This is a genomic window from Oceanobacillus sp. HCA-5259 (assembly GCF_037892815.1).
In the GTDB taxonomy this organism is placed as follows: domain Bacteria; phylum Bacillota; class Bacilli; order Bacillales; family Amphibacillaceae; genus Oceanobacillus; species Oceanobacillus indicireducens.
Genome location: NZ_JBBKBV010000023.1, coordinates 19,250 through 43,822, shown reverse-complemented (window position 1 = coordinate 43,822; position 24,573 = coordinate 19,250). Strand labels below are relative to the sequence as shown.

Here is a 24,573-nt window from a genome sequence, read left to right as displayed (position 1 = left end):
TTGAGTAAATGTAAATAATTATGTATATTTAGACTTGAGGGTATGATACCTTCCATCCCTTTATAGAAGGGAGGGCATAGAAGTATGGAGCAGGTTTTGATTCTGATTACGTCTGTGGTCAACCTGATAATAGCAATCACTAATCTGATTGTCATAGTATTAGACAGACACAAAAGACGTAAAAAGAAAAAGAACTCTAAACGATCGCAACGTTAGAGTTCTAAACACCACGGAGGGGAGTAAAATCTCCTCCTACCCATAATTCTATGTTAATCATACCCTCTTTATTCAAAAAAATCAACATAAAGGATGAAAATTATGGTTACGATTGCATTAATCATTTCACTTGTGGCTCTTGTGGTGTCTGTAATCAATTTAGTAATTGTATCTAAAAATCGAAAGTAACAATGGATGTATAATGAAAAGTACATTAAACTGATTAAAAAAACACATCAAACTGCTGCCAAGGTATGACCACGTTAAAAAATGATTTTCACATAAATAACGGCATATACAAGAAAACTCCCAGCACAATCATGGCAACAAGCAGCACAATACTTTTCCAGCGTTTTCTTTTCCAGAACAAGAGGGAAACGATGATACTCTGCACAAATATGAGCGTTGCCCCGATAATAACCATCCATAAAGAGCCGACTGCGTTTCCTAACATATTGATGACAATTCCAACAGGCATCAGAGCAACAACGATGATGGCTGCAGGACTACCTTTAATTCGGTCTACAATTTCTTTCCGTTCTGATTCAGGATATTGATCGTATTCCACGAGCGCAAACCACCCGGTAAGTATAACGATCGCACCTAGTACCGTAAATGATCCGATGTGAAAAACCTCCCTTAGTTCCATTTTAACCAACTCCTAGTTAAATGAAACGTGAAGGTGGGACATTGGGGTCAGAGTAACTGTCCCAGTTAACTCATTTGTTAACCTCAGTATACTCACAGTGATCTTCAGTATTTACTAGAGTTTGATGTAGTTTTGGAAACTGCACGGCATATCTAATTGTGAATTTGAGCATTTTCACAAAAGACGTTCTTTTCTTTTATAAAGTTTCTGGGCAAGCGTAAGGCTAAGGACTTCAAGGGCAATTTCTTTCCTGAAAAGCTTTGGGCGACTCAAGGAATACCTTTACGAGATCACTGTAGCAATTCTAGCGTAGCTCCGCGGCCTGTTTTTCACCAGGGTATGTTTGTTAAAGGATACGAACAGGCCTTTTCAGAATAGGTACGCAAAGGATCAGTCCTAGAAAGTGGGACAGTTACTCTGACCCCATTGTCCCTCTCCAAACTGGGACAGTTGCTCTGACCCCGTTGTCCTTGTCCTCGATTTCGATATTGTTGTAATCAACTGTTGAAAGTCATATAATATAACTACTCGAAGTAATTGAATTCACTATAGAAAGGTAGCAGTACCATGAATTTATATGAAAAGTTGCTAGCAAAGGAAGAAAAGATTGCAGTAGTTGGATTAGGTTATGTAGGATTGCCGTTAGCGGTTGAATTTGCTAAAAAGTTTGATGTTGTTGGTTATGACTTGAATAAGGATAAGTTAGCTAAATATAGAAGTGGGATTGATGTGACAGATGAAGTGGGCGATCAAGCAGTTCAGGAGACAACGTTGCAATTTACAAGCGAAGAACACGATCTGCAAGATTGTAAATTTCATGTTGTAGCAGTCCCAACACCCATTAATACCGACAAAACACCGAACTTAAAACCGATAATTGGTGCAAGTGAAGCAATCGGCAGAAATTTAACGCAAGGCTCCATTGTTGTCTACGAATCCACCGTCTATCCTGGTACGACAGAAGAGATTTGTATTCCTATATTAGAAGAGGTCTCCGGATTGAAGTATGGAACAGACTTTAAAGTTGGGTATTCACCTGAACGGATCAATCCAGGTGATAAAGTTAATACATTAACTAAAATCACAAAAGTTGTATCTGGCTCAGATGAAGTTGCACTTAGAGAAATCTCAGCGATTTATGGCGCCATTATTGAAGCTGGGGTGTTCGAAGCGGAATCCATCAAAGTTGCTGAAGCTGCTAAAGTAATTGAAAACTCCCAGAGAGATATCAATATTGCTTTTATGAATGAACTTGCCATGGTATTTGATAAAATGGACATTGATTCAAAAGCTGTGCTTGAAGCAGCAGGAACGAAATGGAATTTCCTTAACTTTACCCCTGGCTTAGTTGGTGGTCACTGTATCGGTGTTGATCCATACTATTTCACTTATAGAGCGGAACAGCTTGGCTACCATTCCCAGATTATTCTTTCCGGGAGAAAAGTGAATGATGATATGGGCCAGTTTATCGGTAATAGTGTCATTAAACAAATGATCAAAGCGAAGCAGGATATTGATGGTGCACAAGTAGCCATTCTAGGGCTGGCATTCAAAGAAAATGTTGCTGATGTCCGGAATTCGAAGGTTATCGATGTGATTGAGGAATTGAGGGAATATGGCATAGACCCAATTGTCTACGATCCTCATGCAGATCCAGAAGAAGTTTACAACGTATTTAATGTCCGTCTATCTGATAAAGAAGGTATTAAGAATGTAGATTGTATTGTTTTAGCTGTTCCACATAAAGAAATTCTTGAGGATTTCACGCTTGAAGAGCTCGATAAGCTATATCGAAACGATAAGAAAGTATTCATCGATATTAAGAGCGTCTTAGATAGAAAAGAATGTGAAGCCAAAGGATTCCAATACTGGAGCTTATAAGTCGAGATACAGGAAGCGATCGCTTCCTGTATTTTAAATTACAGCATGTTCCTCTTCCTTTATATCTGTAATAAACATATGCCCAGGTGCATGTGTAATTACGAACTCTGGCTTACTTGCCATTACCGTTGCCTGTGGTGTGACGCCACAGCCCCAGAACACAGGAACTTCGCCGTCTTCGATCGTGACCGGATCACCAAAGTCAGGTTTGTTCATATCTGTAATTCCAATTTGTGCAGGATCACCAATATGGACAGGCGCGCCGTGAACAGATGGGAATCTGGAAGTGATTTGCACCGCTCGTATTGCGTCTTTAGGCTTCATTGGGCGCATGCTGACAACCATCGGGCCTTGAAATACACCAGCGGATTCACAAGGAATATTGGTTTTGTACATCGAAACATTACGGCCTTCCTCGATATAGCGAATCGGAATTCCATTTTCGAGCAAAGGTTTTTCAAATGTAAAACTGCAACCAATTAAAAAGGATACCAAATCATCCTGCCAATACTCTGTGACGTCCGTTACTTCTTCTATTAGTTCACCATTTCTGTAAATTCGATATTTAGGAAGATCGGTACGTAAGTCTGCAGTCGGGGCCGACTTCTTCGGTACTGGAGAACCAGTATCTGTTACTTCGATTAATGGACAAGTTTTTGGATTGCGTATACAGAACAGCAAGAAATCATATGCATACTTTTTAGGTAATATAACAAGGTTAGCCTGTGTATATCCTGATGCCTGACCTGTCGTCGGCTGAGTCCAGTCTCCCGTCCTGATTTTTCCTCTCAATTGTTCCACTGTTTCCATCCTATAATCTCCCCCTTATAAATATATCACTATAAGATGTCACCCAATCTTACTTAACATCCTTAATAGGCGTTCTCTTCTTTTATAAAGTTTCTGGGCAAAGGTAAGACTAACAGCTTCAAAGCTAATTTCTTTTCCCGGAAAACTCTGAGCGATTCGAGGAATATCTTCGGAGATTACCGTTGCAATCCTTGTATATCCTCCAGTTGGTTGCCTGTCAGCAAGAAGTATGATTGGCAGTCCGCTAGCTGGCACCTGCACGGTTCCTGGTAGGATTGCATCTGAAATAATATCTGCTTCTGCCACATGCTCGATTGCCTTTCCTTCGAGCCTCGTTCCCATTCTGTCCGTTTTTGTTGTAATTCTATATGTTTCTGATAAGAATGTATGCAGTCCCGCTTTTGTAAACGCATGTTGGTCCGGACCAAGGATAACGCGCATTCTTTTTGACTTTGTATAATTCGGAATTAAATGAGGGAGTAGCGAGCGTCCTGCTTTATCAAACTTGGGCTCTCCAGCTGGCAATCGATCGCCTTCAGCTAAGTAATCACCAGTGAGTCCGCCAATTTTCGCCTTCACATATGTCGATCGGCTACCCATCAATTTATCCGTAGTAATTCCACCGCCGACCGCAATATAAGCATACGAACCATTAATCGGTTTTCCGAAAGAAAGCTCTTGTCCCTTTTCTACTATCTCGGAGTGCCACATTGAAATGGCTTTTCCATCTAGTTTGGGAGAAAGATTCGCGCCACAGATTGCGATAACCGTGTCCTGTAAAAATTTAAGCTTCGGTCCCATAATAACCACTTCTATACCTGCTGCTTCTCGTGGGTTGCCAACTAGAATATTTCCAATCTGTAAAGCAAAAGGGTCCATCGCTCCTGCTACAACCATGCCAAATTGCTGATAGCCAACACGTCCCAAATCTTGAATCGATGTGGAAAGACCGGGCTTCACTACTTTAATTACTGCATTTTCCAATTAACTCCCCACTCTTTTTATCAGAATTCCGTTTGCTTCAAGACCTTCTTTCAGGTGATGTACAAATTCGAGTGCTTGCGGTGTATCCCCATGAACACAAATTGTATCAGCTTGCATCTCGATTTCTGAACCATCCACCGCTACAACTTTCCTATCTTTCACCATGTGGATTACACGGGAAACTGCCTCTTCCGTTTCCGTGATCAATGCATTTGAGTCGGTTCTTGGCGTTAGTGTTCCGTCAGGCTGATACGTGCGATCCGCAAAAACTTCCTGTGCAACTTTTAAACCAATCTTTTCTCCAGCTTTAACGAGTTCACTGCCAGCGAGACCGAAAAGAATCAGGTCTTCATTAACATCATAAATCGCTTTCGCTATCGCATGAGCTCGGTCTTTGTCACGTGCTGCTATATTATAAAGAGCGCCATGTGGTTTAACGTGATTGAGTTCCTTATCAAATAGCTTAGCAAAAGCCTGAACCGCGCCAATCTGATAAACGACGATGTTATAAATTTCTTCCGGATCAAGAAGGAGAGAGCGTCTTCCGAATCCTTGCAAATCCTGGAATCCTGGATGTGCTCCGATTCCCACGTTATTCAGAGCAGCACGCTCGACAGACTCACGAAGCACATTATGATCACCTGCGTGGTAACCTGCAGCAATATTTGCAGAGGTAATATATTGCATCACCAATTCATCCTGACCAATCCGATAAGTACCGAAACTCTCCCCTAAATCACTGTTTAAATCAACAACATGCTTTGTCATCTCCCCACCCCCTGATAGAATTCCTTTATTACCTGATACGTATTCCTAGAAACTTCTTGGACAATATTATCGTACTCTTTTTCCGTTATTGGTTTGAAGCGGACATAATTACCCGTCCGGAGTAGAATAGGTGTCTCGCTCTCCGGGTCATATAAATTCAAGGGCGTTCTTCCGATAATTTGCCAGCCACCTGGAGATTCTAATGGGTAAACACCTGTTTGCGAACCAGCAATACCGACAGAGCCGGCAGGAATCTTGGTTCGCGGAGATGCAAGCCGCGGTGTTGCAATTTTTTCCGACATGCCTCCTAAATAAGGGAATCCAGGCGCAAAGCCCATCATATAAATAAGATAGTCCCGTTCAGAATGAATCTTGATTACTTCCTTTTCTGTAAGCTGATTTTCAGCCGCTACATGTTCTATATCTGGTCCATATGTCCCGCCGTAACATACCGGAATTGTGATTATTTCTGCAGGTGGGATTGCAATATCAGATAGACCCTTATATAAAAAAATCATGCGTGCTTTTAAATCCTCATATGTCGTCTGAACAGGATCATAATAAATAGTAATGGCCGTATAAGTCGGAATCCATTCGATGATCCCGCTATTATTCTCCTTTTCCAACAATGCAGAGAGGCTGCGAATTCTCTCGTTCGTTTCCTTTGATATGGAATCGCCCAATTGAATTCTTAAGCCTCTATCGCCATAAGCTTCTATTACAAACATTTATTTCCCCACTTCTATCCTGCTTTTTATAATACTTCTATCATATCATATTAGAAGATCTGAGGAACCATCTGGAATAGCGTTCTAATTCCTAGTATTGCCGTCAGTATGACAACAATCGCTCCAAACACCGTTAACCAGATTGGATGTTTGTAATCACCCATTATTTTCTTATTATGGGCAGCAAATAACATGGAACCAAGCGTCAGCGGCAGAATTAAACCATTCACTGCACCAGCAAGCACAAGCAATGTCGCTGCTTGACCAACAACAAGATATACTATTGTCGAGAATAAAATAAACCCAATTATCCAGTACTTATGATATTTATCAAAAATGCTATGGAAGGAGCGTAAGAATGAGACTGATGTATAAGCCGCTCCAATTACTGATGAAATCCCTGCAATCCAAAGTACGATACCAAACATACGGTAACCAATATCTCCTGCAGCGTATTGAAACACGGTTGCGGCCGGGTTATCCGGGTCAAGAGCCACCCCCTGCATAACGACGCCTAACACAGCTAAAAACAACAAAATCCGTACAAGGGAAGCAACACCAATTCCCAAATAAGCAGTTTTATTTACTTCTGATATGGAATCTTTTCCGCTAATCCCAGCATCAAGCAAACGATGCCCACCAGAAAAAGTGATATACCCTCCAACTGTACCACCGACAATCGTGATGATGGCATATACATCAATCTCTAGCGGAACAAAGGAACGATAAATTGCATCCCCTACCGGTGGCTGGCTAACGAACATGACGTAAGCAATTAATAAAACCAGCATTGCTCCTAGAATATTCACGACTCGGTCCATCGCCGTTCCGGCCTCTTTCGATAAGAAAATAAATATCGCCAATGCAGCGGAAATAATCGCTCCAACTTTCGGATCGAGTCCAATAGCTACATTCATCCCAAGACCAGTACCACCAATATTCCCGATATTAAATGCAAGACCACCGATGACTATAAATATCGCAACGACATATCCCAATCCAGGTAGTACTTTATTCGCAATCTCTTGACCCCGCAAGCCCGAGACACTGATGATCCGCCACACATTAAGCTGTGCTCCTATATCAAGAATAATGGATAGCAAAATTACAAATCCAAAACTCGCCAACAGTGTTTCCGTAAACACCGCCGTTTGTGTTAAAAATCCAGGACCAACTGCAGATGTAGCCATTAAAAAGGCAGCTCCTAAAAGTGATCTCCTGCGTGACTTTTGGTCCTTTATAGAAAGTAATTCATTATGTTTATTTGACTTTGACATAATTTCCTCCTCAGTTCTGTCATTTGACAGTTATTTCTTTTTATATAATTAATTTGTACGGATTTACTATAATAACACGAAATGCATATAAAAATCTTGGTTAATGTATACAATTAGTTTGTCTATTTTTGGAAAAAATTATCATTATATCTCCCGAAAAAATGATAGTAATTCTTGTAATCTATGATATGATAGAGAGAGTGGATTGGGATTCAGCATATCCGCATTTTTGTAACGCGAATTTAATATACGAGATGTCGGTTTTATAGTAAAATAGAGAGAAACATGTCTAATGCCACATTTATAATAAGGAGTTAAATGAACATGTCTCATAATAATAAGAATGTCCGGATTGTCAGGGTAAAGAAAAAGAAATTACGGAAAAAAGTTCTATTTGTTTTAATCCCTCTTCTCATTGCTTTCCTAAGTATAGTTGGCTACGGTGCTTATTTATATACAAAAGCAGACACCGTTTTATCTGATTCCTATGTAGAAGTTGAAAGGGAAAAATCCCCATTAAGAGACGCTGAAATTGATCCGAATATTGATAATGTCTCCGTACTCATCATGGGTGTGGATTCTAATGATCACCGTGACAATGCAGAAAGTGCGCGCACAGACGCTTTAATGGTTGCAACATTTAATAAAGATGATAAAAGTATTAATATTGTAAGTATTCCTAGGGACTCATTAGTTTATATTCCTGAAGTTGGTTACGAAGATAAAATTAATCATGCACATTATTTCGGCGGTACAGAAGCAGCTATTGAAACAGTCGAGAATCTGTTGGATATCCCAGTTGACTATTATGTAAAATTAAATTTCCATGCATTTGTTGATGTAGTTGATGCATTAGATGGAATTACCGTAGATGTACCTTACGAATTCAAGGAATCCAATTCCATGGATAAACGAGATTCAATCCACCTCTATCCAGGTGTCCAAAATGTAGACGGGGAAGAAGCACTTGCACTCGCAAGAACAAGAAAGCTTGATAATGATATTCAACGTGGTATAAGACAGCAAGAGATTATAAAATCTGTCATTGATAAAGCAACATCTGTCAACTCAATCTTAAATTATGATGATTTACTCGAAGCTGTTGGAGATAACCTTGTAACGAATATGACCTTTAGCGATATAAAAACATTTATTACTTACGGAACAAGTGGAGGTAAGCTAAAAGTCGATACCTATACACTAGAAGGGACCGACTATCAACCAGGCGGTGTTTATTACTGGGCACTGGATTACCCAGCATTGGAAGAAACAAAAATGCTGTTAAAAGATCATCTAGAGCTCCCAAATGCCATTGTAGATAATGACGATAATGACGATAATGACGATGGCTGGATACAGGAAGATGCAGCTACGAATGAAAGTTATTAAGACAAATGCAGCCAATCACTTGGATGATTGGCTGCATTTTATTGATTTACTAATATTTTATTTTTATAAAGTTCAGCTACCAGCCTTATCCATATCTCTAACGGTTACTTTTTTTTCCCCAAAATTAAATAATTCATTTCTTCATCCGATATTGCCTTATAATCTCGACGTTTACTCAAATAAAATATTACACCTAAAACAACCCATATAATCAAAGCAATACGAGATTCAATTCCTAAAAATGCAGGAGAACCCGGAATAAGTAACAATCCTAAGAAACAAATACTTGAGATAATACCTAATAATGCAAATGTCTTCTGTACTGGTGCAATTACATGTTTATTTGGATTGAAGCGATGATCTTTTTTCCATCTAAAAATTACATAAGCTGTATAACATGTATAAAAATAAGCAATTGTTACGCCCACTGAAGACATATCTACCACCCATGTTAAAGCTTGGCGGCCAAACCAAGGTGCGGCCATGGAAACAATCACAATAAATAGAATACTGATATAAGGTGTTTGATATTTTTTATGTAATTTAGAGAACGAAGCAGGAATAAACTTCGCACGTGACATAGCAAATAATAATCTACTAGTAGAAATAATAAATCCATTTAGTCCAGTAAATATTCCCATTGATAATGCAACAACAAGTATAACAACCCCCATAGTACCTAGAGTTTGTTCAATAACATACCCCGTTCCCCATAGATGGCCAGCCGCTGCTACCTCCTGCCAGGGCGCTGCCATTGCAGTAGCTAATATCATTGCACAATAGATAGCGACTGCAAAAATAATAGCAAAAATAATTAAACGAAATGCTTTACTTGATGAGAAATTAAATTCTTCTGCTGCTTGAGGAACACTATCAAAGCCGACAAAAGCCCACGGAGCAATGGCTACGATTGAAAAGATAGCTACCATAGCACTCTTATCTGTTTGGAAAGACGGTTGAACGTTCTCTAGTCCAGCAGATGGATTGATACCGACTAAAAACGTTATTGCAACTACCCCGAGAATCATAATTGCAACAAAAATAAATTGCATGCTACCGGAAAAAATACCGCCTTTAATATTAAAATAACAAAATATAGCTAGTGCAACAGAGGCAAGAATGATCTCCATGCCATAAACATCCCAACCGGCAATCTGATACATATAAAAATTCTCTAATAGGGATGGGAAAACATATTTAAACATCAATGCAAATGCCGATGCATTCAAAGCGACAATACATATGTATCCTAATGTCAGAAACCAGCCACTTATAAAGGCGTGTGTTCGCCCTAAGCTAATATATGCATAAGCAAATTCCCCGCCAGATACCGGAAAACTCTTAATCAAGAAGCCATAACTGATGGCAATCACCATCATTAATAGACCCCCGATAGCAAATCCGAGCATTACGCCGAGAGGTCCTGCTGTTTCCATCCAGTTCGTTGGTTGTACGAAAGCTCCCCAGCCAATTGATGAGCCGAGAGCAATCGCCCAGACCCAGTGTGGTTTTAATGTACGTTTTAGAGTTGTTCTTTGTTCCATTGTATTCTCCTTAACTTTTATAAATTACATAAGTAACTTTAATACATATTAGTCATTAAATAAAGGTTGTACGTACCAGTTATATGTTAGATTTAGTCGGCTTTTGTAAATTTATAAAAAAACCTATGTAAATGTATCATGCTATTTGCACATACATTTACACCGGAGTCTCATTTTATTATTCCATTGAAACAACTCTCTGGAAAGTACTATGATTACTGAAACTATTATTATAACTGCTTCCCTTAGCTATTGTTTCTTGCTAGTTTTATTTTAAATGAATACATATCTGCTCGGTAAACAGCCTGTTCATATTCTACCATTTGGTTTTCAATATCTACTAATTTTCGACTAACTTTTAAAACTGGAGTGTTTTGGTTTACACCGAGGAGTTAAAAATCTAGCCTCACTATAAGGCTAGTAAAGGCTAGATTTAATAGATTACTTGTATTGAACAACATTAAACTTAAGTACTGGGTTAGCTAATATCTCTCGATGTAATTTCTTTAAATTGTTAATTTGCTTTTTGGCCCATTGAATGTCTGTAGCGTATTGGTGCGTTGCATATCCGTGGCGAGCCATACCTTCTGGATTCCAGCGCATCTTGTACAAGGTATTTTGATTATATTCGTTATGAATATATTTATCACCTATAAATTTCGCGCCACCTACTATTGCTTTGGCAGGTGTATCCCATCCTTCTTTATACGCTCTCTCTGAGCCGCATTTTTCTGGACAAGAGTCTACCGCGCCAATACCGAACATATTGTAAACCTTCTTACCATTTACAACTATTCCATTAGAGAGTTTTGATGTACCATTGCCCGTTTCCAATAATGCATGGGACAGCAAATATAGCTCATTGATATTGTGCGATTTCGCTGCATCAATGAATGCTTGCCCTTTACCTGCGAGAATACCTTTTCCTTCGAGATATTTATTCAGTTCCGCAGCTTTAGCGCCAACCGGTGACGATAAATCCAAGTGCTGGAACTCATCAATATCTTTATTCAAGGGATCAAGATACTCTAACGTATCCGATTCAGTAGCATTTCTCCAAGCACCGTAAGGAACTTGTAACCACGTTCCCTTTTTTCCAATTACCTCCAGGACCGTTCCCTTACTGAATGAACCATATTTATGAGAGTTTGCAGCAGCTTTTGCTCTTACATTCAAATTGCTTGCAGTAACAATCGCCATTTGAACTTTATGTTCGTTCACAAGAGAACTGTGGACATAGTTCTCTTTACCGCCATACCAAACTTTGTACCATTCTGTACTTCCGTTTACAGTCGAACCTTTTACTGTTCCGAGTATGACCACCGTTGTGTTTGGTCGTAGAGTATAATTAACCGTAGCTGTTGTATTTGCCTTAGCCCTTAAATTAACGTTGGAACTTGAATTTGTTGTTCCTTTTTGGCCAAGATTGACATAGCTGCTCGAAATATATGCAGGTTCGTTTCGATATTTATCTGTTTGAGGGTTGGCTGCCATTTGCATTCTTAAGGCTTCTTCGAGTGTAATATCATAGTGAGAATCCTGCATAGATTCAAGCTTTTTCTCAACTTCAATTTCTATTTTGTTTAATGTAACTTCATCTACCAATCCACTGACTTTTAAATTGTGGTGCTTTTGGAACTCTGAAACTACCCTCGCCGTGACAGAACCATATACAGGGGTAGGATCAGACCAATTTGCAAAACCTAGCAGTGTCAATCCTTCTTTTAATTTTTTGATATGTGGTCCACTATCACCAGATTGATAAGCCATCGTTAAAATATGTTGAATTGTAGATAACACTTCACTATCCGCAACCCCAGTTTTATTTAAGCCATAGTAAGACTGGAACTCTTTAACCACATTCGCTGTGACGGAACCATAAAACTGTGATGGATTTGACCAATTTGCAAAGCCTAATTTTACTAAGTTTTCTTTAAGTTTTACAACCGGTTCTCCACGATCACGATTCTTATATGGCGGGTTTAGCACCTCAGCAATTTTATTACGTGTAGTCTCATTAGCTTCTCCTGTAGCAGGAAGTCCATAATAACTTTGGAATTCACGTACTACATTAGCAGTAATATTTCCATAAACTTGACTAGGACTTTTCCAAGAAGCAAAGCCTAGCTTTACTAAGTCTTTCTTTAGCTCCACTATATGTTGCCCACTATCACCATTCTTATATTTACTTTCTAAAGTTAATAACTCTTCAATTTTAGCAAGCGTGCTTGATCCCGCAATACCATCCACCGTCAAGTTATTTTCTTTTTGAAATTTCTTTACAACATTTGCTGTAGCAGTGCCATAAAATTGACTAGGATTTGACCAATTTGCAAAGCCTAATTTTACTAAGTTTTCTTTAAGTTTTACAACCGGTTCTCCACGATCACGATTCTTATATGGCGGGTTTAGTACCTCAGCAATTTTATTACGTGTAGTCTCATTAGCTTGTCCTGTAGCAGGAAGTCCATAATAACTTTGGAATTCGCGTACTACGTTAGCAGTAATATTTCCATAAACTTGACTAGGATTTTTCCAAGAAGCAAAGCCTAACTTTACTAAATCCTGTTTTAATGCTACAACATGCTGTCCACTATCACCATTTCTATACTCATTTCCTTCTATTAGTGCCGTCTGTATTTTATTTAGTGTTTGTGTACCAGCAATCCCATCAATTGGTAGACCATAATCAGACTGAAACTTTTTTACCGTATCAGCTGTAATTTGTCCATAAAATTGACTAGGATTCTTCCAATTCGCATAGCCTAATTTCACTAGGTTTTCTTTTATTTCAACAATCTGTACACCACGATCCCCTATTTTATATGGAGGATTAAGGACCTCCTCAATTTTAGCTCTAGTTGTTTCATCGGCGATTCCGGTTGGTGACAAATCATAATAGGCTTGAAACTCTGCCACAACTTTTGATGTAATCTGACCATAGGAAGGGGTCGGAGAACTCCATTTTGCAAAGCCCAACCGTACTAATTTACTCTTCAATTCAACAATGTGATCACCATAATCTCCTGGTGCATATTGTTGAACTGTGTTTAAAATTGCCCCTGTTGTTTCTTCATTCGGTCCTTCCTCTTCAGTCGATTCTTTCTCTGTTATTTCTTCTTTCATTTCCTCATCTACCGGTTCAGCATTTATTTCCTCATCCTGAACTTCATTTGTTTCTTCATTAGCTGATTCTTCTATTAAACTCTCATTATCGCTGGCAGTTTCTTCTTCACTATCTGCTTTCTCAGATTTGACTTTAATTTCATTCTCATCTAATAGAGGAGTTTGTTCCTCAGTCAAACCCTCATTATGTATTTCCGCCTTTTCTTCTGCACCTACTATTGAACTAAAGCTGAAAAAGACTAAGAAAACAATTGACATTATTAGACTTCTTTTTACCACTTTAGATTCACCTCCCTATAATTTTCTCTATTCTATATTATTATCGGCAACTCAAAGGATATTTTCAATAGTTTTGATAAATTCTATTACCCTATCGCATTTTGTTTAACTTCTTATAAAAACTCGACAATGGTTTTAAGCATTGTCGAGTTAAATTAGTAAGATATTTTAGTATTATTTTTCTTTAAGTTAAAAGATTTAACAATTGCATCTGCTGTTATTTTTCCTAATTTTTCACGATAACTTTTGCTCTTCAATAGATTGTTTTCTTTACTGTTATCTATGAACATATATTCAAGGAGTAACGATGGCATTTCACTTTCCCTGAGCACATGAAAATTAGCACGTTTTTTTCCCCGATCATTAATCCCATTATTGGACTTAAGCCAGCTAGCAACGTGGTTATGGATATCATTTTGCCTATCACTGGTTTCTTTTGAAACTACACCGTTATATATAAATGATTCAAATCCATTTGCATTATAGTTGTGAGAGTTAGTATGTAAGCTTATAAAGAAATCCGCCCCCCAATTATTAGCCATTCGTGTTCGCTCTTCTAAGGATATTGATACATCTGTCGTTCGTGACAACATAATCTCTATACCAGCATAACTACTAAGCTCCTGTGCTAATTTTAATGCAATAGATAACACGACATCTTTTTCATATAGCCCATAAGCAGTGGCACCTGAATCAAGACTGCCATGCCCCGGATCGATAAACACCTTTACTGTGTCTGATATAGCATCCTCCATCTTTTTAAGCGTCGCTACTCCGGCTATTCCATCGACTGTTAAACCATTAGCTCGCTGAAACTTCTTTACCACCTTCTCCGTTGCAGAACCATAGAATTGACTTGGATTGGACCAGTTAGCATAACCTAGCTTCACTAGATTTTCCTTTAATTTTATAACCGGCTGTCCTCTATCTCTGTTTTGATATGGTGGATTTAAGACTGTTTTCATCTTATTTCTTGTCGCTGCGTCAGCTATTCCTGTTTCTGTTAAACCATAGTACTTTTGGAAATCCTTCACGACATTTGCTGTTATTTGGCCATATACTTCAGTAGGTTTAGACCAATTTGCAAAACCCAACTGCACTAGGTCCAGCTTTAATTCTACTACATGAGGACCTCTATCTCCATTCATATATCGAGAGGTTAACAATTCATTTATTTTAGATAACGTGCTAGAACCAGCTATTCCATCGACTATTAAACCATTAGCTCGCTGAAATTTCTTTACCACCTTCTCCGTTGCAGAACCATAGAATTGACTTGGATTGGACCAGTTAGCATAACCTAGCTTCACTAGATTTTCCTTTAATTTTATAACCGGCTGTCCTCTATCTCTGTTTTGATATGGTGGATTTAAGACTGTTTTCATCTTATTTCTTGTCGCTGCGTCAGCTATTCCTGTTTCTGTTAAACCATAGTACTTTTGGAAATCCTTCACGACATTTGCTGTTATTTGACCATATACTTCAGTAGGTTTAGACCAATTTGCAAAACCCAACTGCACTAGGTCCAGCTTTAATTCTACTACATGAGGACCTCTATCTCCATTCATATATCGAGAGGTTAACAATTCATTTATTTTAGATAACGTGCTAGAACCAGCTATTCCATCGACTATTAAACCATTAGCTCGCTGAAACTTCTTTACCACCTTCTCCGTTGCAGAACCATAGAATTGACTTGGATTGGACCAGTTAGCATAACCTAGCTTCACTAGATTTTCTTTTAATTTTATAACCGGCTGTCCTCTATCTCTGTTTTGATATGGTGGATTTAAGACTGTTTTCATCTTATTTCTTGTCGCTGCGTCAGCTATTCCTGTTTCTGTTAAACCATAGTACTTTTGGAAATCCTTCACGACATTTGCTGTTATTTGACCATATACTTCAGTAGGATTAGACCACTTTGCAAAACCCAGACGAACAAGTTCTTGCTTTAGCTCCTTCACATGAGGGCCACTATCACCAATATCAAACAATGATTTTGCATTTACAGATTTAACCGCCGACTCATCTATTTCACTTTCGTCTTCATCACTGACAACATCCTTATTTTCTGGTTTCTTATCAGATTGTTGATCACTCTTTTTTTCTTCTTTGTAAATATTCGTTTCCGTAATATTTTCTTTTTCTTCTATTTCATTATTCGGATCAATCGAATCTTTATCTTCAATGATTTCTTGTTCATGTTTCTCTTCTGAAGTCGCTTTATCTACTATGTCCTCTTCCTGATCAACCTGATTTTGTAGAGTAGATTCTTCTGCCATTTCACCTTTAGCTGAATTTTCTATTTGTTCAACCTCTTCTGCAGACACATTTTGAATGGTAGTGTTAAACGAAAACACCAAGATAAGTCCCAGCACAAAAGTAGTAGTTTTTATTTTTCTCAACTTTTCACCTCCTAAATCTCTATTACATTATCTAGTATCAGTGATAAAGCATCAAAAATCAACAGTTTTACCCATTTTTTTACTTTATTCCAATAAAAAAAGGACCTATCTGAGTCATAAGTCCTTATATAGCTTTAAATTCATGCTACTTAAATAGCCTTCTTAAATTTCTAAATGGTTTCGTTACAATCCATGATTTACTTTCTAAGATATTTTCATACCTTCTCTCAAATTGCTCTCTGATGAGTCTTTCATCAGTTAATTCTTTTTGCAATATTTTATTTCTTTTTTCTAATTTCTTTTGTCTTTCTAAAAGTGAATCTAGTTCTTGTTGTATTCTTTTATTTTTTTCTTTTTGTTTATTTAAATCTTCTTTTTGCTTTTTTTGTAATCGATTTAGATTATTTTTATCTCTAATCAAGGACTTATTAGTAGACCTTTCTATTGCTAGAGATTTATATAATTCTTGCAGTCCATCTCTTTTAATTTCAAATCCAACTTTAACAGGCTTTCTCCAATCTTCTTCTTCAACAGTCTCAATTTCAACGTTGTTAAGAGAATAAATATGATCCATGACTCTCTTTACGATATCAAGATCGTAGTGAGCTAAAACAATTTCCACTGAATTTGTTTCTAACTTTTTAATATAGCCATATACGCTATTCTGCATTGATATTCTTCTAACTTTCCCCATAAATGTTGCATTTAAGTTTTTTCCTATTATGCTAATCTTTTTTCCAAAATATTCTTTTAGATTATTCGGAGGGAGTAATTGTAATTCTTTAGTAGTGATATTATTTAAGGCTCCTATAACATTTTCAAAATCAAAATAAAGATTTGACTTTTCTCCATCAATAGATTCTGGGAAATAATAATCTACAATGTGTTTAACGACATCTCTAGATTTTCCTTCCATTGGAAACACGTGTAATCCTATCATAGGTTTTGTATTTATCTCTATAATCGTGGGAGCCCCAGTTTCTATGTCTACTAACATGTCTAAACCACAAACATCTAAACCAGGTATTGATTTAGCAGCCTTTTGAGCCATGTCTATCTGCGTGTCTGTTAGGCTATCCGTTACATCAATGGAATCTCCCCCAGTGGATACATTACTATTGTTTCTCAATAAAATCTTTTCTCCCTTTGATGGGATACTTTGCATATCATAACCACAGCTTTTCAGATTATTTATTATTTCTCTATCTATTTTAATAGTCTTGGAAGAAAGTGCCGGATTATCTTTTCTCGCTTTATTTTTTTGGTTTATTAGGGTTTCAACAGTATCTCTTCCATTTCCAACTATGTTAGCAGGAATCCTATTAACAGCAGCCAATACTTTACCATTTATTAGGAAGACCCGATATTCCGTCCCTGGGATAAATTCCTCAACGATAAAATCTTTATAATTCAATTCTTCCGTCAAATGCCATAAAGCCTCTTTTAGCTCTTTCGCACCGGATATATTGGAGAATACACCTTTTCCAGCATTTTGATCACTAGGTTTTAAGACCACAGGATAGCCTATTGTTTCAGCAAAGGATACCACATCCTCTTCTTTCACGTCCTTAAAAAATCTCTTACCCTGTGGTACTTTCACACCTAATTTTGTCATAAACTGTTTAGTCAAATCTTTATTATTACAGATTTCAAATGCTTCCTTGCTTAACTTATTGCCTCTGGATGATTCAAATTGATATTCTTTCCCACCATAATTCAGTGAATACCTTATTAGGTTTTTATTATCCGGATTATCTTTATTAAAAAAGTTTATAGTTATTCCTCTACGCCAAGCTTCGAGTGAGATTAGATACATACTAAGTCTGTTCCCATACCCCTTCAATGGGACAGCCTCTTCCAAATGATTTAACCACGTCCTATTTTCATCCATTATCAAATCATCTCCGTATCTATAAACTTCCTATATTTTCATTACTCTTCTCTCTTATTTCCCCTTTATCTTATCAAGCACAGTTCGAACAGGAGATGTATATCTCCACATTCTGCTTGTTTCAATTTGAGTAAATTTCTTTTTAAAATAATCTCTCTCTTTTTCCAAAACAATTGAATCCTCTTCAAGTTCTTTAATTTCCTCTTTACTAAGAGTTTTATTGATTTCGAATCCGATTTTTACTGGTTCATCAAAGTTTTCTTCAATAATATTAGTTATTTTAGCTCTTCCATTACCCTTTTCACAAATCTCCTTAAAATTGACTACATCTTCCTTTTTAGGTGATGCAACAACAATGGCAATACCCCCATCTTCCAAGTCCTCCATAAAACCATTCAGTCTATGAAGTAAAGCTTGCCTCTTTATCCAAACTTTGTAACCAACTTTTTGCAACTTTCCATATACAATATACTTTTTGCCAAAGACTTTTCCCGTAGGCGCTGGACTCACATAGACCGTCTTAGCAGTTCTATTTATTAATGGCTCTAGAATGCTATTAAAGTCAAAGTATAAACTTGATTTTTCAACATCTTTCGTTTCGGGGAAATAATAATCAACAATAACCTTTGGTATGTCTTTTGGTGTTCCTTCAACAGGGAATAAATGGCCTCCTAAACCTGGTCGTGTATTAGCTTCAATGATAACACCTGATTTATTATCGCTGTCTACCATGATATCCATACCACTTACAGTTAATCCAGGAATAGCCTTTGTACCTTCAATCGCAATTTTTTTTAGCTCGGGAGAAATTACATCCGTTAATTCTATAGAATCTCCACCTGTAGAAAGGTTACTTGTTAACCTTAATTGAACCACTTCTCCTTCTTTTGGAATTGATTTCAAAGTATATCCCAATTCATCTAATAGATCAGTTACAGTACGGTCAATTTTAATCATTCTACTTTTTAAATGTGGATTTTTTCTTCTTTCTTCATTTTTTTCCCTTATCAATTCTCTAATTGTGCTTTTTCCATTTCCAACAATATGAGCTGGAACTCTATTCAATACTCCCACTACTTCATTATCAACCACTATAAACCGGAATTCATTACCTTGAACAAATGATTCTACAATTACTTCAGAATAATCTAATTCATGCCGAACATAAGATAATGCATCTTCTAGTTCTTTTTGGTTTTCAATATTTGAAACTACACCTTTTCCTCCATTTGCACTAATTGGCTTAATAACTAAAGGGTAACCCAATTTATTTGCATATTCAATTATTTCATCATTACTCACATCTTCCGAAAAACTCTTTCCTTCAGCAACTGGCACACCAGCTTTTTGAAGGTATTCTTTTGTAAGATATTTATTATCACAAATTTTGTATGCTAAATCTGTTGTTTTATCACCTTTCGAGGACTCGAATGTATGCTCCCTCTCATCGGAGCTCAGTGTATAGCGAATCCGTAATTTATTCTCAGGATCATCCAAAGTGAAAAACTTCAACTTTAATCCTCTTCTCCATCCTTCTAGAGCGATTGTATACAAACTTAATCTTTTTCCAAAACCAGCAGCCGGTACCGCATTAATTAAATGGGGTAACCAATTCTCCTTAATTTCTTTCATTATTTTCTTCCTCCTACTGCTTTAGATCCAACTTTATAGCTCATTAAACTTTAATCTAGATTCAATTACTTTTTATTACCCTTTTTATTCTCGTTAACAGTCTCCATGTATTGCTGTTTTTCATCTTTGTAATTTGAGAAGAAACCCTATTCAATTCTCTCTCAACAATGGATAGTTCTTTTTCTAAATCCTTTATTTTTTCTTCTAATTCTCTTTTACTGAGCATGTGATATCCATCAATAAACTCGAACCCATATTGAGTTGGTCTATTCCAAGGCTCTTCTTTTACTTGCATAATATATTTTTTAAGAATGTTATCATTTAATATTTCATAAAAACTTGCGATTTCTTCAATAGTCTCTCCAGCGACTACAAACTCAATCCATCCTTGATCAAGCTTAGTCATAGAGCCTATCAGTTTTTTTTCAAACATTTTATTCCTTATCCAATTATAATATCGTATAGGTTCAAATATAGCTTTAACCAAGTATCTCTTTGTCTGCCATACATTTTTATTTATCTGTCCAATAGTTACTTCATTTAAACCAGTGTTATTCAAGACATCTAAAACTGTATTAAAATCGAAATATATATTAGAATCTGCTGTTTTTATATCCAGCGTTTCAGGAAAATAATAATCAATTAGATACTTCGGTATATCAACCGCTTCTCCGTCTAACGGAAATAAATGGGAGCCTAGACCTGGTTGTGCATTTACCTCAAGTATGGAGTAATTTTCATTATTAATAATCATGTCAATACCACCATGAACAAAACCAGGTATTGATTTAATAACGTTAACTGCAGTTTCTTTGTGTGAATCAGTCAATAAATGTGTAACCTCAAAAGGTTCTCCGCCAGTTGAAATATTGCTCGTTTCACGTAAATAAATTAATTCATTTTTTTTAGGTATATCATCCATAGAATATCCCATTTTTTTTAATCGTTTTGTTAAACTCGCATCAATTTTAATAGGTCTGTAATATAGTGTTGGTGTCTTTTTTCTGATTTCATTTTTCTCTTCAATTAGTTCCGATATGTTCTTTATTCCGTCCCCGATAATATGAGCGGGTTTTCTATGAACAGCGCTGAGAACTTTGTCTGCAAGAACATAAACCCGTACCTCTTTTCCTTCTACGTATTTTTCCATAATAATGTCTTGATAAGGAAGTTTTTTTTCGATAAATGTAAGGGCATCTAAAAGCTCTTTTTCACTTGCTAGGTTTACAAATACTCCTCTTCCTCCACTTGCATTGAGTGGCTTTAAAACGACAGGATAATTGACCTCGTTAGCATAATCTAATATTTCATGGGAGTCGGTTTGAATATTAAATTGTCTACCCATCGGAACATTTATTCCACTTTTATTTAGCAGTTGCTTTGTTTTAACTTTATCATGACATATCTGTACCGCTTCTTCGGTATTCAGATCCCCACAAGATCCAAAAAAATGATGGGTTTTATAACTGTCGGATATTGAATATTTAATATCAAAAATACCATCAACTTTTGCTGTGTAAAAATTAACCAATAAACCTCGACGCCAAGCTTCAAGAGCCAGCGAATACATACTTATTCTATTTCTTTTAGCTGCATTTGGTATGGTATCGATTAATTGCGGTAACCATACATGATAATTCTTTCTCATATCTAAAACTTCCCTTGGTTTTTACCAAATAATTAATTTCGTTTCATTGTTTTTAACAATTTCCTTGCCGGTAGCGTTAATCTCCAACTCTTGCTTTTCTCCATCCAGCTTAACTTTTGCTGAGTTTTCTTAAGTTTTGTTTCTAATTCATTATTTCTATTTTTTACCTTGCTAAGCTCTTTTTTTAATTTATCAATATTGCCTGTAGAAGTTTTTATTTCAAAAGCAGCTTTTACAGGATTATCCCACTTAGTGACACGTACCTTTTCTACCCTTATTTTTTTTGACTTTTTAGTTTCAACATTTTCAATAAATTTATTGACATTCTGACTTGTACCAGCAATAACTATTTGGACATTCCCATTTTTAAGGTTTTTAACAAAACCATTTAACGCAAAACCTGTAGCTGTTCTTTGAACCCATTTTCTAAATCCTACTCCCTGCACTTTTCCAGTAACAATTAGTTTTTTCATGATTATTTCCTTTTTAGTCAGGGGCGGCACAATTATTTCTTTTGCAATTCCAGCTTTTAATATTCTTGAGATTTCATCAAAATCAAAATAAAAATTATCGCCCTCGCGTCTCTTGGTTTCCTCAAGACTTTCAGGGAAATAAAAATCCACTATTGCCTTTGCTATATTTTTTGGAGTACCAACCCATGGAAATAAGCTGCCAATAATATTTGGTCGGGAGTTTAACTCCAAAACATAGCGAGTATCTTTTTCTCGATCTATCATTATATCTACACCACATACTGTTAGTCCTGGTAAAGTTTTAGCTGCCTGTACAGCTAGTTTTCTATCTTCCTCTGTTAATTCTTCAGTTACTTCAGCTATTTCCGCTCCGTTTGAAGGAAAGGTATGTGTATCTAGGGTTATATTTTTACCTTCTTCTAAAATTGAATCTAGAGTTAAGTTTTGTTTCGCAAGATGTTCAATGACATCATCATTAATTGGTATCCTTGATCCGTTCATGTGAGGGTGATTTTTCCTCTCATCATTTTTGTCAGAAATTAATTCTTTAATAGTATCTTTTCCATTGCCTGTAACATTTGGTGCAATTCGTTTAAACGCACTAAAAACCTCATCGCCAATTACAAATAAGCGAGTGTCATCTCCTGTAACTTCTTGCTCTAATATGATTTCTTTATATCCCATTCGTCCACGCAGTTCTTTTAATGCTTCTTCAAGCATATCCTTATTCTGAATATCGGTAATAACACCGATTCCAAGACTAGCATTCGTAGGTTTTATTATTAATGGATATCCTAAATTTTGTGCATACTCCATAATATCCGTATCAGTATCCTTCTCATTGAAACTCCCTCCCTGAGGAGTTGAGACTTTATTTCGAATTAAAACTTCTTTTGTATCTGCTTTACTTCTTGTTATTCTCCTTGCTTTCTTAGGTACAATTTCTGCTAGAGATAATTGAAATGGTATTTCTTTCTCTTCACTTGCTAAAGCGTATCTAATTTTGACACGGTTTTTAATCAGTTTTGTATAAAATTTAAGCTGAAGGCCTCTTCGCCAACCTTCTAAAGCAATTGCAAACATGGTCGAATTCGGCCCATATGCACTCCGAGGGACAATATCCTTTAATTGATATAATAATTCTAATTCATAATTATCTTTAGTCGACTTCATTTGTATCTTCCCTTCGTATAAAAGTAATTGTAAATCATTATTAAATAACATTGTCGTTAATTGTTTTTAAAATATTTTCTTCATCAAATAACTTAATTGTCTCACAGGTCTCGTTATTTTCCAAAGTCGACTATTCAACATATCATTGTATAATTTGGAAGCTTTGTTCTTTTCTCTCACCATATTACTCAATTTCTTTTCGGATTGATGTATTTTGTGTATTAATTCTTCTTTACTATTCTGTACATAAAATCCAACTTTCACTGGCTGGTCGCACTCGGATAGTAATATATTTGTTTTATCAATGCCCAAATTATATAGCGAACACAAAAAATCATTAATCAACTTTCTATCCAAACCTGTTATTACAATTTCTAATAAATGATCTAAATTAATTTCTTTTACATAGCCATATAAGCCATATTCGATTGCTATTTTTTTTATCTCTGCAGTTAAGTTCTTCTCTTTAAATTGTTCATGAATGACAATTTTATTACAATAGTAATCTCCACTTTTTATAGACGCCACTCTTGTACATGTTGCTATTTTCTTTCTCAAAGGTTCTAATGCTTCTTCCAAATCAAAATAAAGATTTGGCTTTAGGCTTTTGTTTTCTTTTGACTCAGGAAAATAATAATCTATTATAGCTGATGGAACATCTCTCGACTTTCCAACCATAGGAAACAATATACCACCAAGTTGTGCAGTCGGGTTCACCTCTATTACAACTCCCGTGGAGTCCTCATTATTTTCATCCCATATAACATCCACAGCCCCATGATTTAAACCCGGTATCGCCTTTATAGCGCGGACTGCAATATCTAAGATTTTTTCAGGTAATTCATCTAAAATGTCGATAGGATCACCACCCAAAGATACATTACTTTTTTCACTCAAATATAGTAACTGATCTTTGACAGGGATAAAATCTAAATCTAACCCACTATAGGATAAAAACCTTTTGATTTCCTCATTAACTTGAATAGGACAACTCACTAAACGAGGATTCTTAGCTCTTTCGCTATTTTTCTTTTGAATGAGTTCTGCAATAGTACTTTTTCCATCGCCTAACACGTTTGGAGGAATTCTATTGATAGCCCCTACAGCTTCATCACCAACGACGTAAATTCGAAACTCTTTTCCAAATACATGCCTTTCAACAAGAACTTCTTTGTATCCCAACTCATTCCTGACATAGGAAATTGCATCATTTAACTTTCCATCCTCAGTTATGTTTGTAATAACACCATTACCAAAACTTCCATCGAAAGGTTTAATCGCTACTGGGTATCCTATAGATTTCACATATTCTCTAATCACTTCATCAGAATCATGCTCTAAAAACTTTTCACCTTCAGGAGTACTTATACTTGCCGTTCTTAGCACTTGCTTTGTCCGTTCCTTATCTTTCCCAATCATAACAGCTTCATTAGACACTTTATCCCCTCGAGTCCGGAAAAAATAATGTGTTCTTTCCTTTGAACTTAAAGAAAAAAGCTGTCCCGGCCGTTCCACAAACCAGGTTGCCATATCTTTAAATTTCTCCGAGTCCTTCACATGCCATCTAAGTGTAAGTCCTCTCCTCCAGCCCTCAAGCGCTATAACATATGCATCCAATAAGTTGCCATGCGCGTCTGCTACAATATCGCTGGACAAGTGTGAAAGCCATTCTGCATGATTCTCTTCCATCGGTTCTCCTC

General features: G+C 36.6%; 16 protein-coding genes and 1 pseudogene. 2 read left to right on the top strand and 15 right to left on the bottom strand.

Annotation, left to right across the window (positions count from 1 at the left end; all coding sequences use genetic code 11):
* Positions 1-493: 493 nt before the first annotated feature.
* A complete protein-coding gene (locus WKU33_RS12770; RefSeq protein WP_340454970.1) occupies positions 494-865 on the bottom strand; it encodes a hypothetical protein in 372 nt (123 codons plus the stop codon).
* Positions 866-1,432: 567 nt separating this feature from the next.
* On the opposite strand from WKU33_RS12770, the gene WKU33_RS12765 reads away from it, so the two are divergent.
* Positions 1,433-2,746 carry a nucleotide sugar dehydrogenase gene (locus WKU33_RS12765; RefSeq protein WP_156854377.1) on the top strand — a complete coding sequence of 438 codons (1,314 nt, stop codon included), beginning with the start codon at positions 1,433-1,435 and terminating at the stop codon, positions 2,744-2,746.
* 33 nt (positions 2,747-2,779) lie between these two features.
* Here the strand turns inward: WKU33_RS12765 and WKU33_RS12760 are convergent, their stop codons facing one another.
* From WKU33_RS12760 to WKU33_RS12740, 5 genes are read right to left on the bottom strand one after another with little or no spacing between them, the layout of a single operon-like run.
* Positions 2,780-3,556, bottom strand: coding sequence for a putative hydro-lyase (locus tag WKU33_RS12760; RefSeq protein ID WP_340454968.1), 777 nt, complete (start codon positions 3,554-3,556; stop codon positions 2,780-2,782).
* 39 nt (positions 3,557-3,595) lie between these two features.
* Positions 3,596-4,540 (bottom strand): 5-oxoprolinase subunit C family protein, encoded by a 945-nt coding sequence (locus tag WKU33_RS12755; protein ID WP_340454967.1) that lies wholly within the window; start codon positions 4,538-4,540, stop codon positions 3,596-3,598.
* Complete coding sequence (locus WKU33_RS12750; protein ID WP_340454965.1) at positions 4,541-5,308, bottom strand: LamB/YcsF family protein; 768 nt, start codon at positions 5,306-5,308, stop codon at positions 4,541-4,543.
* Positions 5,305-6,036 (bottom strand): 5-oxoprolinase subunit PxpB, encoded by a 732-nt coding sequence (gene pxpB, locus WKU33_RS12745; protein WP_340454963.1) that lies wholly within the window; start codon positions 6,034-6,036, stop codon positions 5,305-5,307. Before pxpB ends, WKU33_RS12750 begins: the two co-directional genes overlap by 4 nt.
* A gap of 50 nt (positions 6,037-6,086) precedes the next feature.
* A complete protein-coding gene (locus WKU33_RS12740; protein WP_340454961.1) occupies positions 6,087-7,313 on the bottom strand; it encodes an NRAMP family divalent metal transporter in 1,227 nt (408 codons plus the stop codon).
* A gap of 324 nt (positions 7,314-7,637) precedes the next feature.
* Here WKU33_RS12740 and WKU33_RS12735 point away from each other — a divergent pair, with 324 nt between their 5' ends.
* Positions 7,638-8,702: an LCP family protein gene (locus tag WKU33_RS12735; protein WP_340454959.1), complete on the top strand. Its 1,065-nt coding sequence runs from the start codon at positions 7,638-7,640 to the stop codon at positions 8,700-8,702.
* Positions 8,703-8,806: 104 nt separating this feature from the next.
* Here the strand turns inward: WKU33_RS12735 and WKU33_RS12730 are convergent, their stop codons facing one another.
* The 9 genes and pseudogenes from WKU33_RS12730 to WKU33_RS12690 all read right to left on the bottom strand — a co-directional run bounded on the left by WKU33_RS12730 (position 8,807) and on the right by WKU33_RS12690 (position 24,562).
* Positions 8,807-10,246: an APC family permease gene (locus WKU33_RS12730; RefSeq protein ID WP_340454957.1), complete on the bottom strand. Its 1,440-nt coding sequence runs from the start codon at positions 10,244-10,246 to the stop codon at positions 8,807-8,809.
* A gap of 245 nt (positions 10,247-10,491) precedes the next feature.
* Positions 10,492-10,626: pseudogene (locus tag WKU33_RS12725) on the bottom strand (GntR family transcriptional regulator); the annotation flags it as partial.
* A gap of 61 nt (positions 10,627-10,687) precedes the next feature.
* Positions 10,688-13,630: a peptidoglycan-binding protein gene (locus WKU33_RS12720; RefSeq protein WP_340454955.1), complete on the bottom strand. Its 2,943-nt coding sequence runs from the start codon at positions 13,628-13,630 to the stop codon at positions 10,688-10,690.
* Positions 13,631-13,806: 176 nt separating this feature from the next.
* On the bottom strand, positions 13,807-16,056 hold the full coding sequence (locus tag WKU33_RS12715; protein WP_340454952.1) for a peptidoglycan-binding protein: 2,250 nt from the start codon (positions 16,054-16,056) through the stop codon (positions 13,807-13,809).
* Positions 16,057-16,201: 145 nt separating this feature from the next.
* On the bottom strand, positions 16,202-17,947 hold the full coding sequence (locus tag WKU33_RS12710) for an ATP-grasp domain-containing protein (protein WP_340454951.1): 1,746 nt from the start codon (positions 17,945-17,947) through the stop codon (positions 16,202-16,204).
* A 54-nt stretch (positions 17,948-18,001) separates the two neighbouring features.
* Entirely contained in the window at positions 18,002-19,579 is a 1,578-nt protein-coding gene (locus WKU33_RS12705; RefSeq protein ID WP_340454949.1) for an acylphosphatase, read from the bottom strand.
* A gap of 61 nt (positions 19,580-19,640) precedes the next feature.
* On the bottom strand, positions 19,641-21,227 hold the full coding sequence (locus tag WKU33_RS12700; protein ID WP_340454947.1) for an ATP-grasp domain-containing protein: 1,587 nt from the start codon (positions 21,225-21,227) through the stop codon (positions 19,641-19,643).
* 32 nt (positions 21,228-21,259) lie between these two features.
* On the bottom strand, positions 21,260-22,873 hold the full coding sequence (locus WKU33_RS12695) for an acylphosphatase (protein ID WP_340454945.1): 1,614 nt from the start codon (positions 22,871-22,873) through the stop codon (positions 21,260-21,262).
* A gap of 66 nt (positions 22,874-22,939) precedes the next feature.
* Positions 22,940-24,562 (bottom strand): ATP-binding protein, encoded by a 1,623-nt coding sequence (locus WKU33_RS12690; RefSeq protein ID WP_340454943.1) that lies wholly within the window; start codon positions 24,560-24,562, stop codon positions 22,940-22,942.
* Positions 24,563-24,573: the final 11 nt, after the last annotated feature.

Coding starts and splice junctions, on each gene's coding strand:
- WKU33_RS12770 (WP_340454970.1), bottom strand. CDS start 865: ATGGAACTAAGGGAGGTTTTTCACATCGGATCATTTACGGTACTAGGT.
- WKU33_RS12765 (WP_156854377.1), top strand. CDS start 1,433: ATGAATTTATATGAAAAGTTGCTAGCAAAGGAAGAAAAGATTGCAGTA.
- WKU33_RS12760 (WP_340454968.1), bottom strand. CDS start 3,556: ATGGAAACAGTGGAACAATTGAGAGGAAAAATCAGGACGGGAGACTGG.
- WKU33_RS12750 (WP_340454965.1), bottom strand. CDS start 5,308: ATGACAAAGCATGTTGTTGATTTAAACAGTGATTTAGGGGAGAGTTTC.
- pxpB (WP_340454963.1), bottom strand. CDS start 6,036: ATGTTTGTAATAGAAGCTTATGGCGATAGAGGCTTAAGAATTCAATTG.
- WKU33_RS12740 (WP_340454961.1), bottom strand. CDS start 7,313: ATGTCAAAGTCAAATAAACATAATGAATTACTTTCTATAAAGGACCAA.
- WKU33_RS12735 (WP_340454959.1), top strand. CDS start 7,638: ATGTCTCATAATAATAAGAATGTCCGGATTGTCAGGGTAAAGAAAAAG.
- WKU33_RS12730 (WP_340454957.1), bottom strand. CDS start 10,246: ATGGAACAAAGAACAACTCTAAAACGTACATTAAAACCACACTGGGTC.
- WKU33_RS12720 (WP_340454955.1), bottom strand. CDS start 13,630: ATGTCAATTGTTTTCTTAGTCTTTTTCAGCTTTAGTTCAATAGTAGGT.
- WKU33_RS12710 (WP_340454951.1), bottom strand. CDS start 17,947: ATGGATGAAAATAGGACGTGGTTAAATCATTTGGAAGAGGCTGTCCCA.
- WKU33_RS12705 (WP_340454949.1), bottom strand. CDS start 19,579: ATGAAAGAAATTAAGGAGAATTGGTTACCCCATTTAATTAATGCGGTA.
- WKU33_RS12700 (WP_340454947.1), bottom strand. CDS start 21,227: ATGAGAAAGAATTATCATGTATGGTTACCGCAATTAATCGATACCATA.
- WKU33_RS12695 (WP_340454945.1), bottom strand. CDS start 22,873: ATGAAGTCGACTAAAGATAATTATGAATTAGAATTATTATATCAATTA.
- WKU33_RS12690 (WP_340454943.1), bottom strand. CDS start 24,562: ATGGAAGAGAATCATGCAGAATGGCTTTCACACTTGTCCAGCGATATT.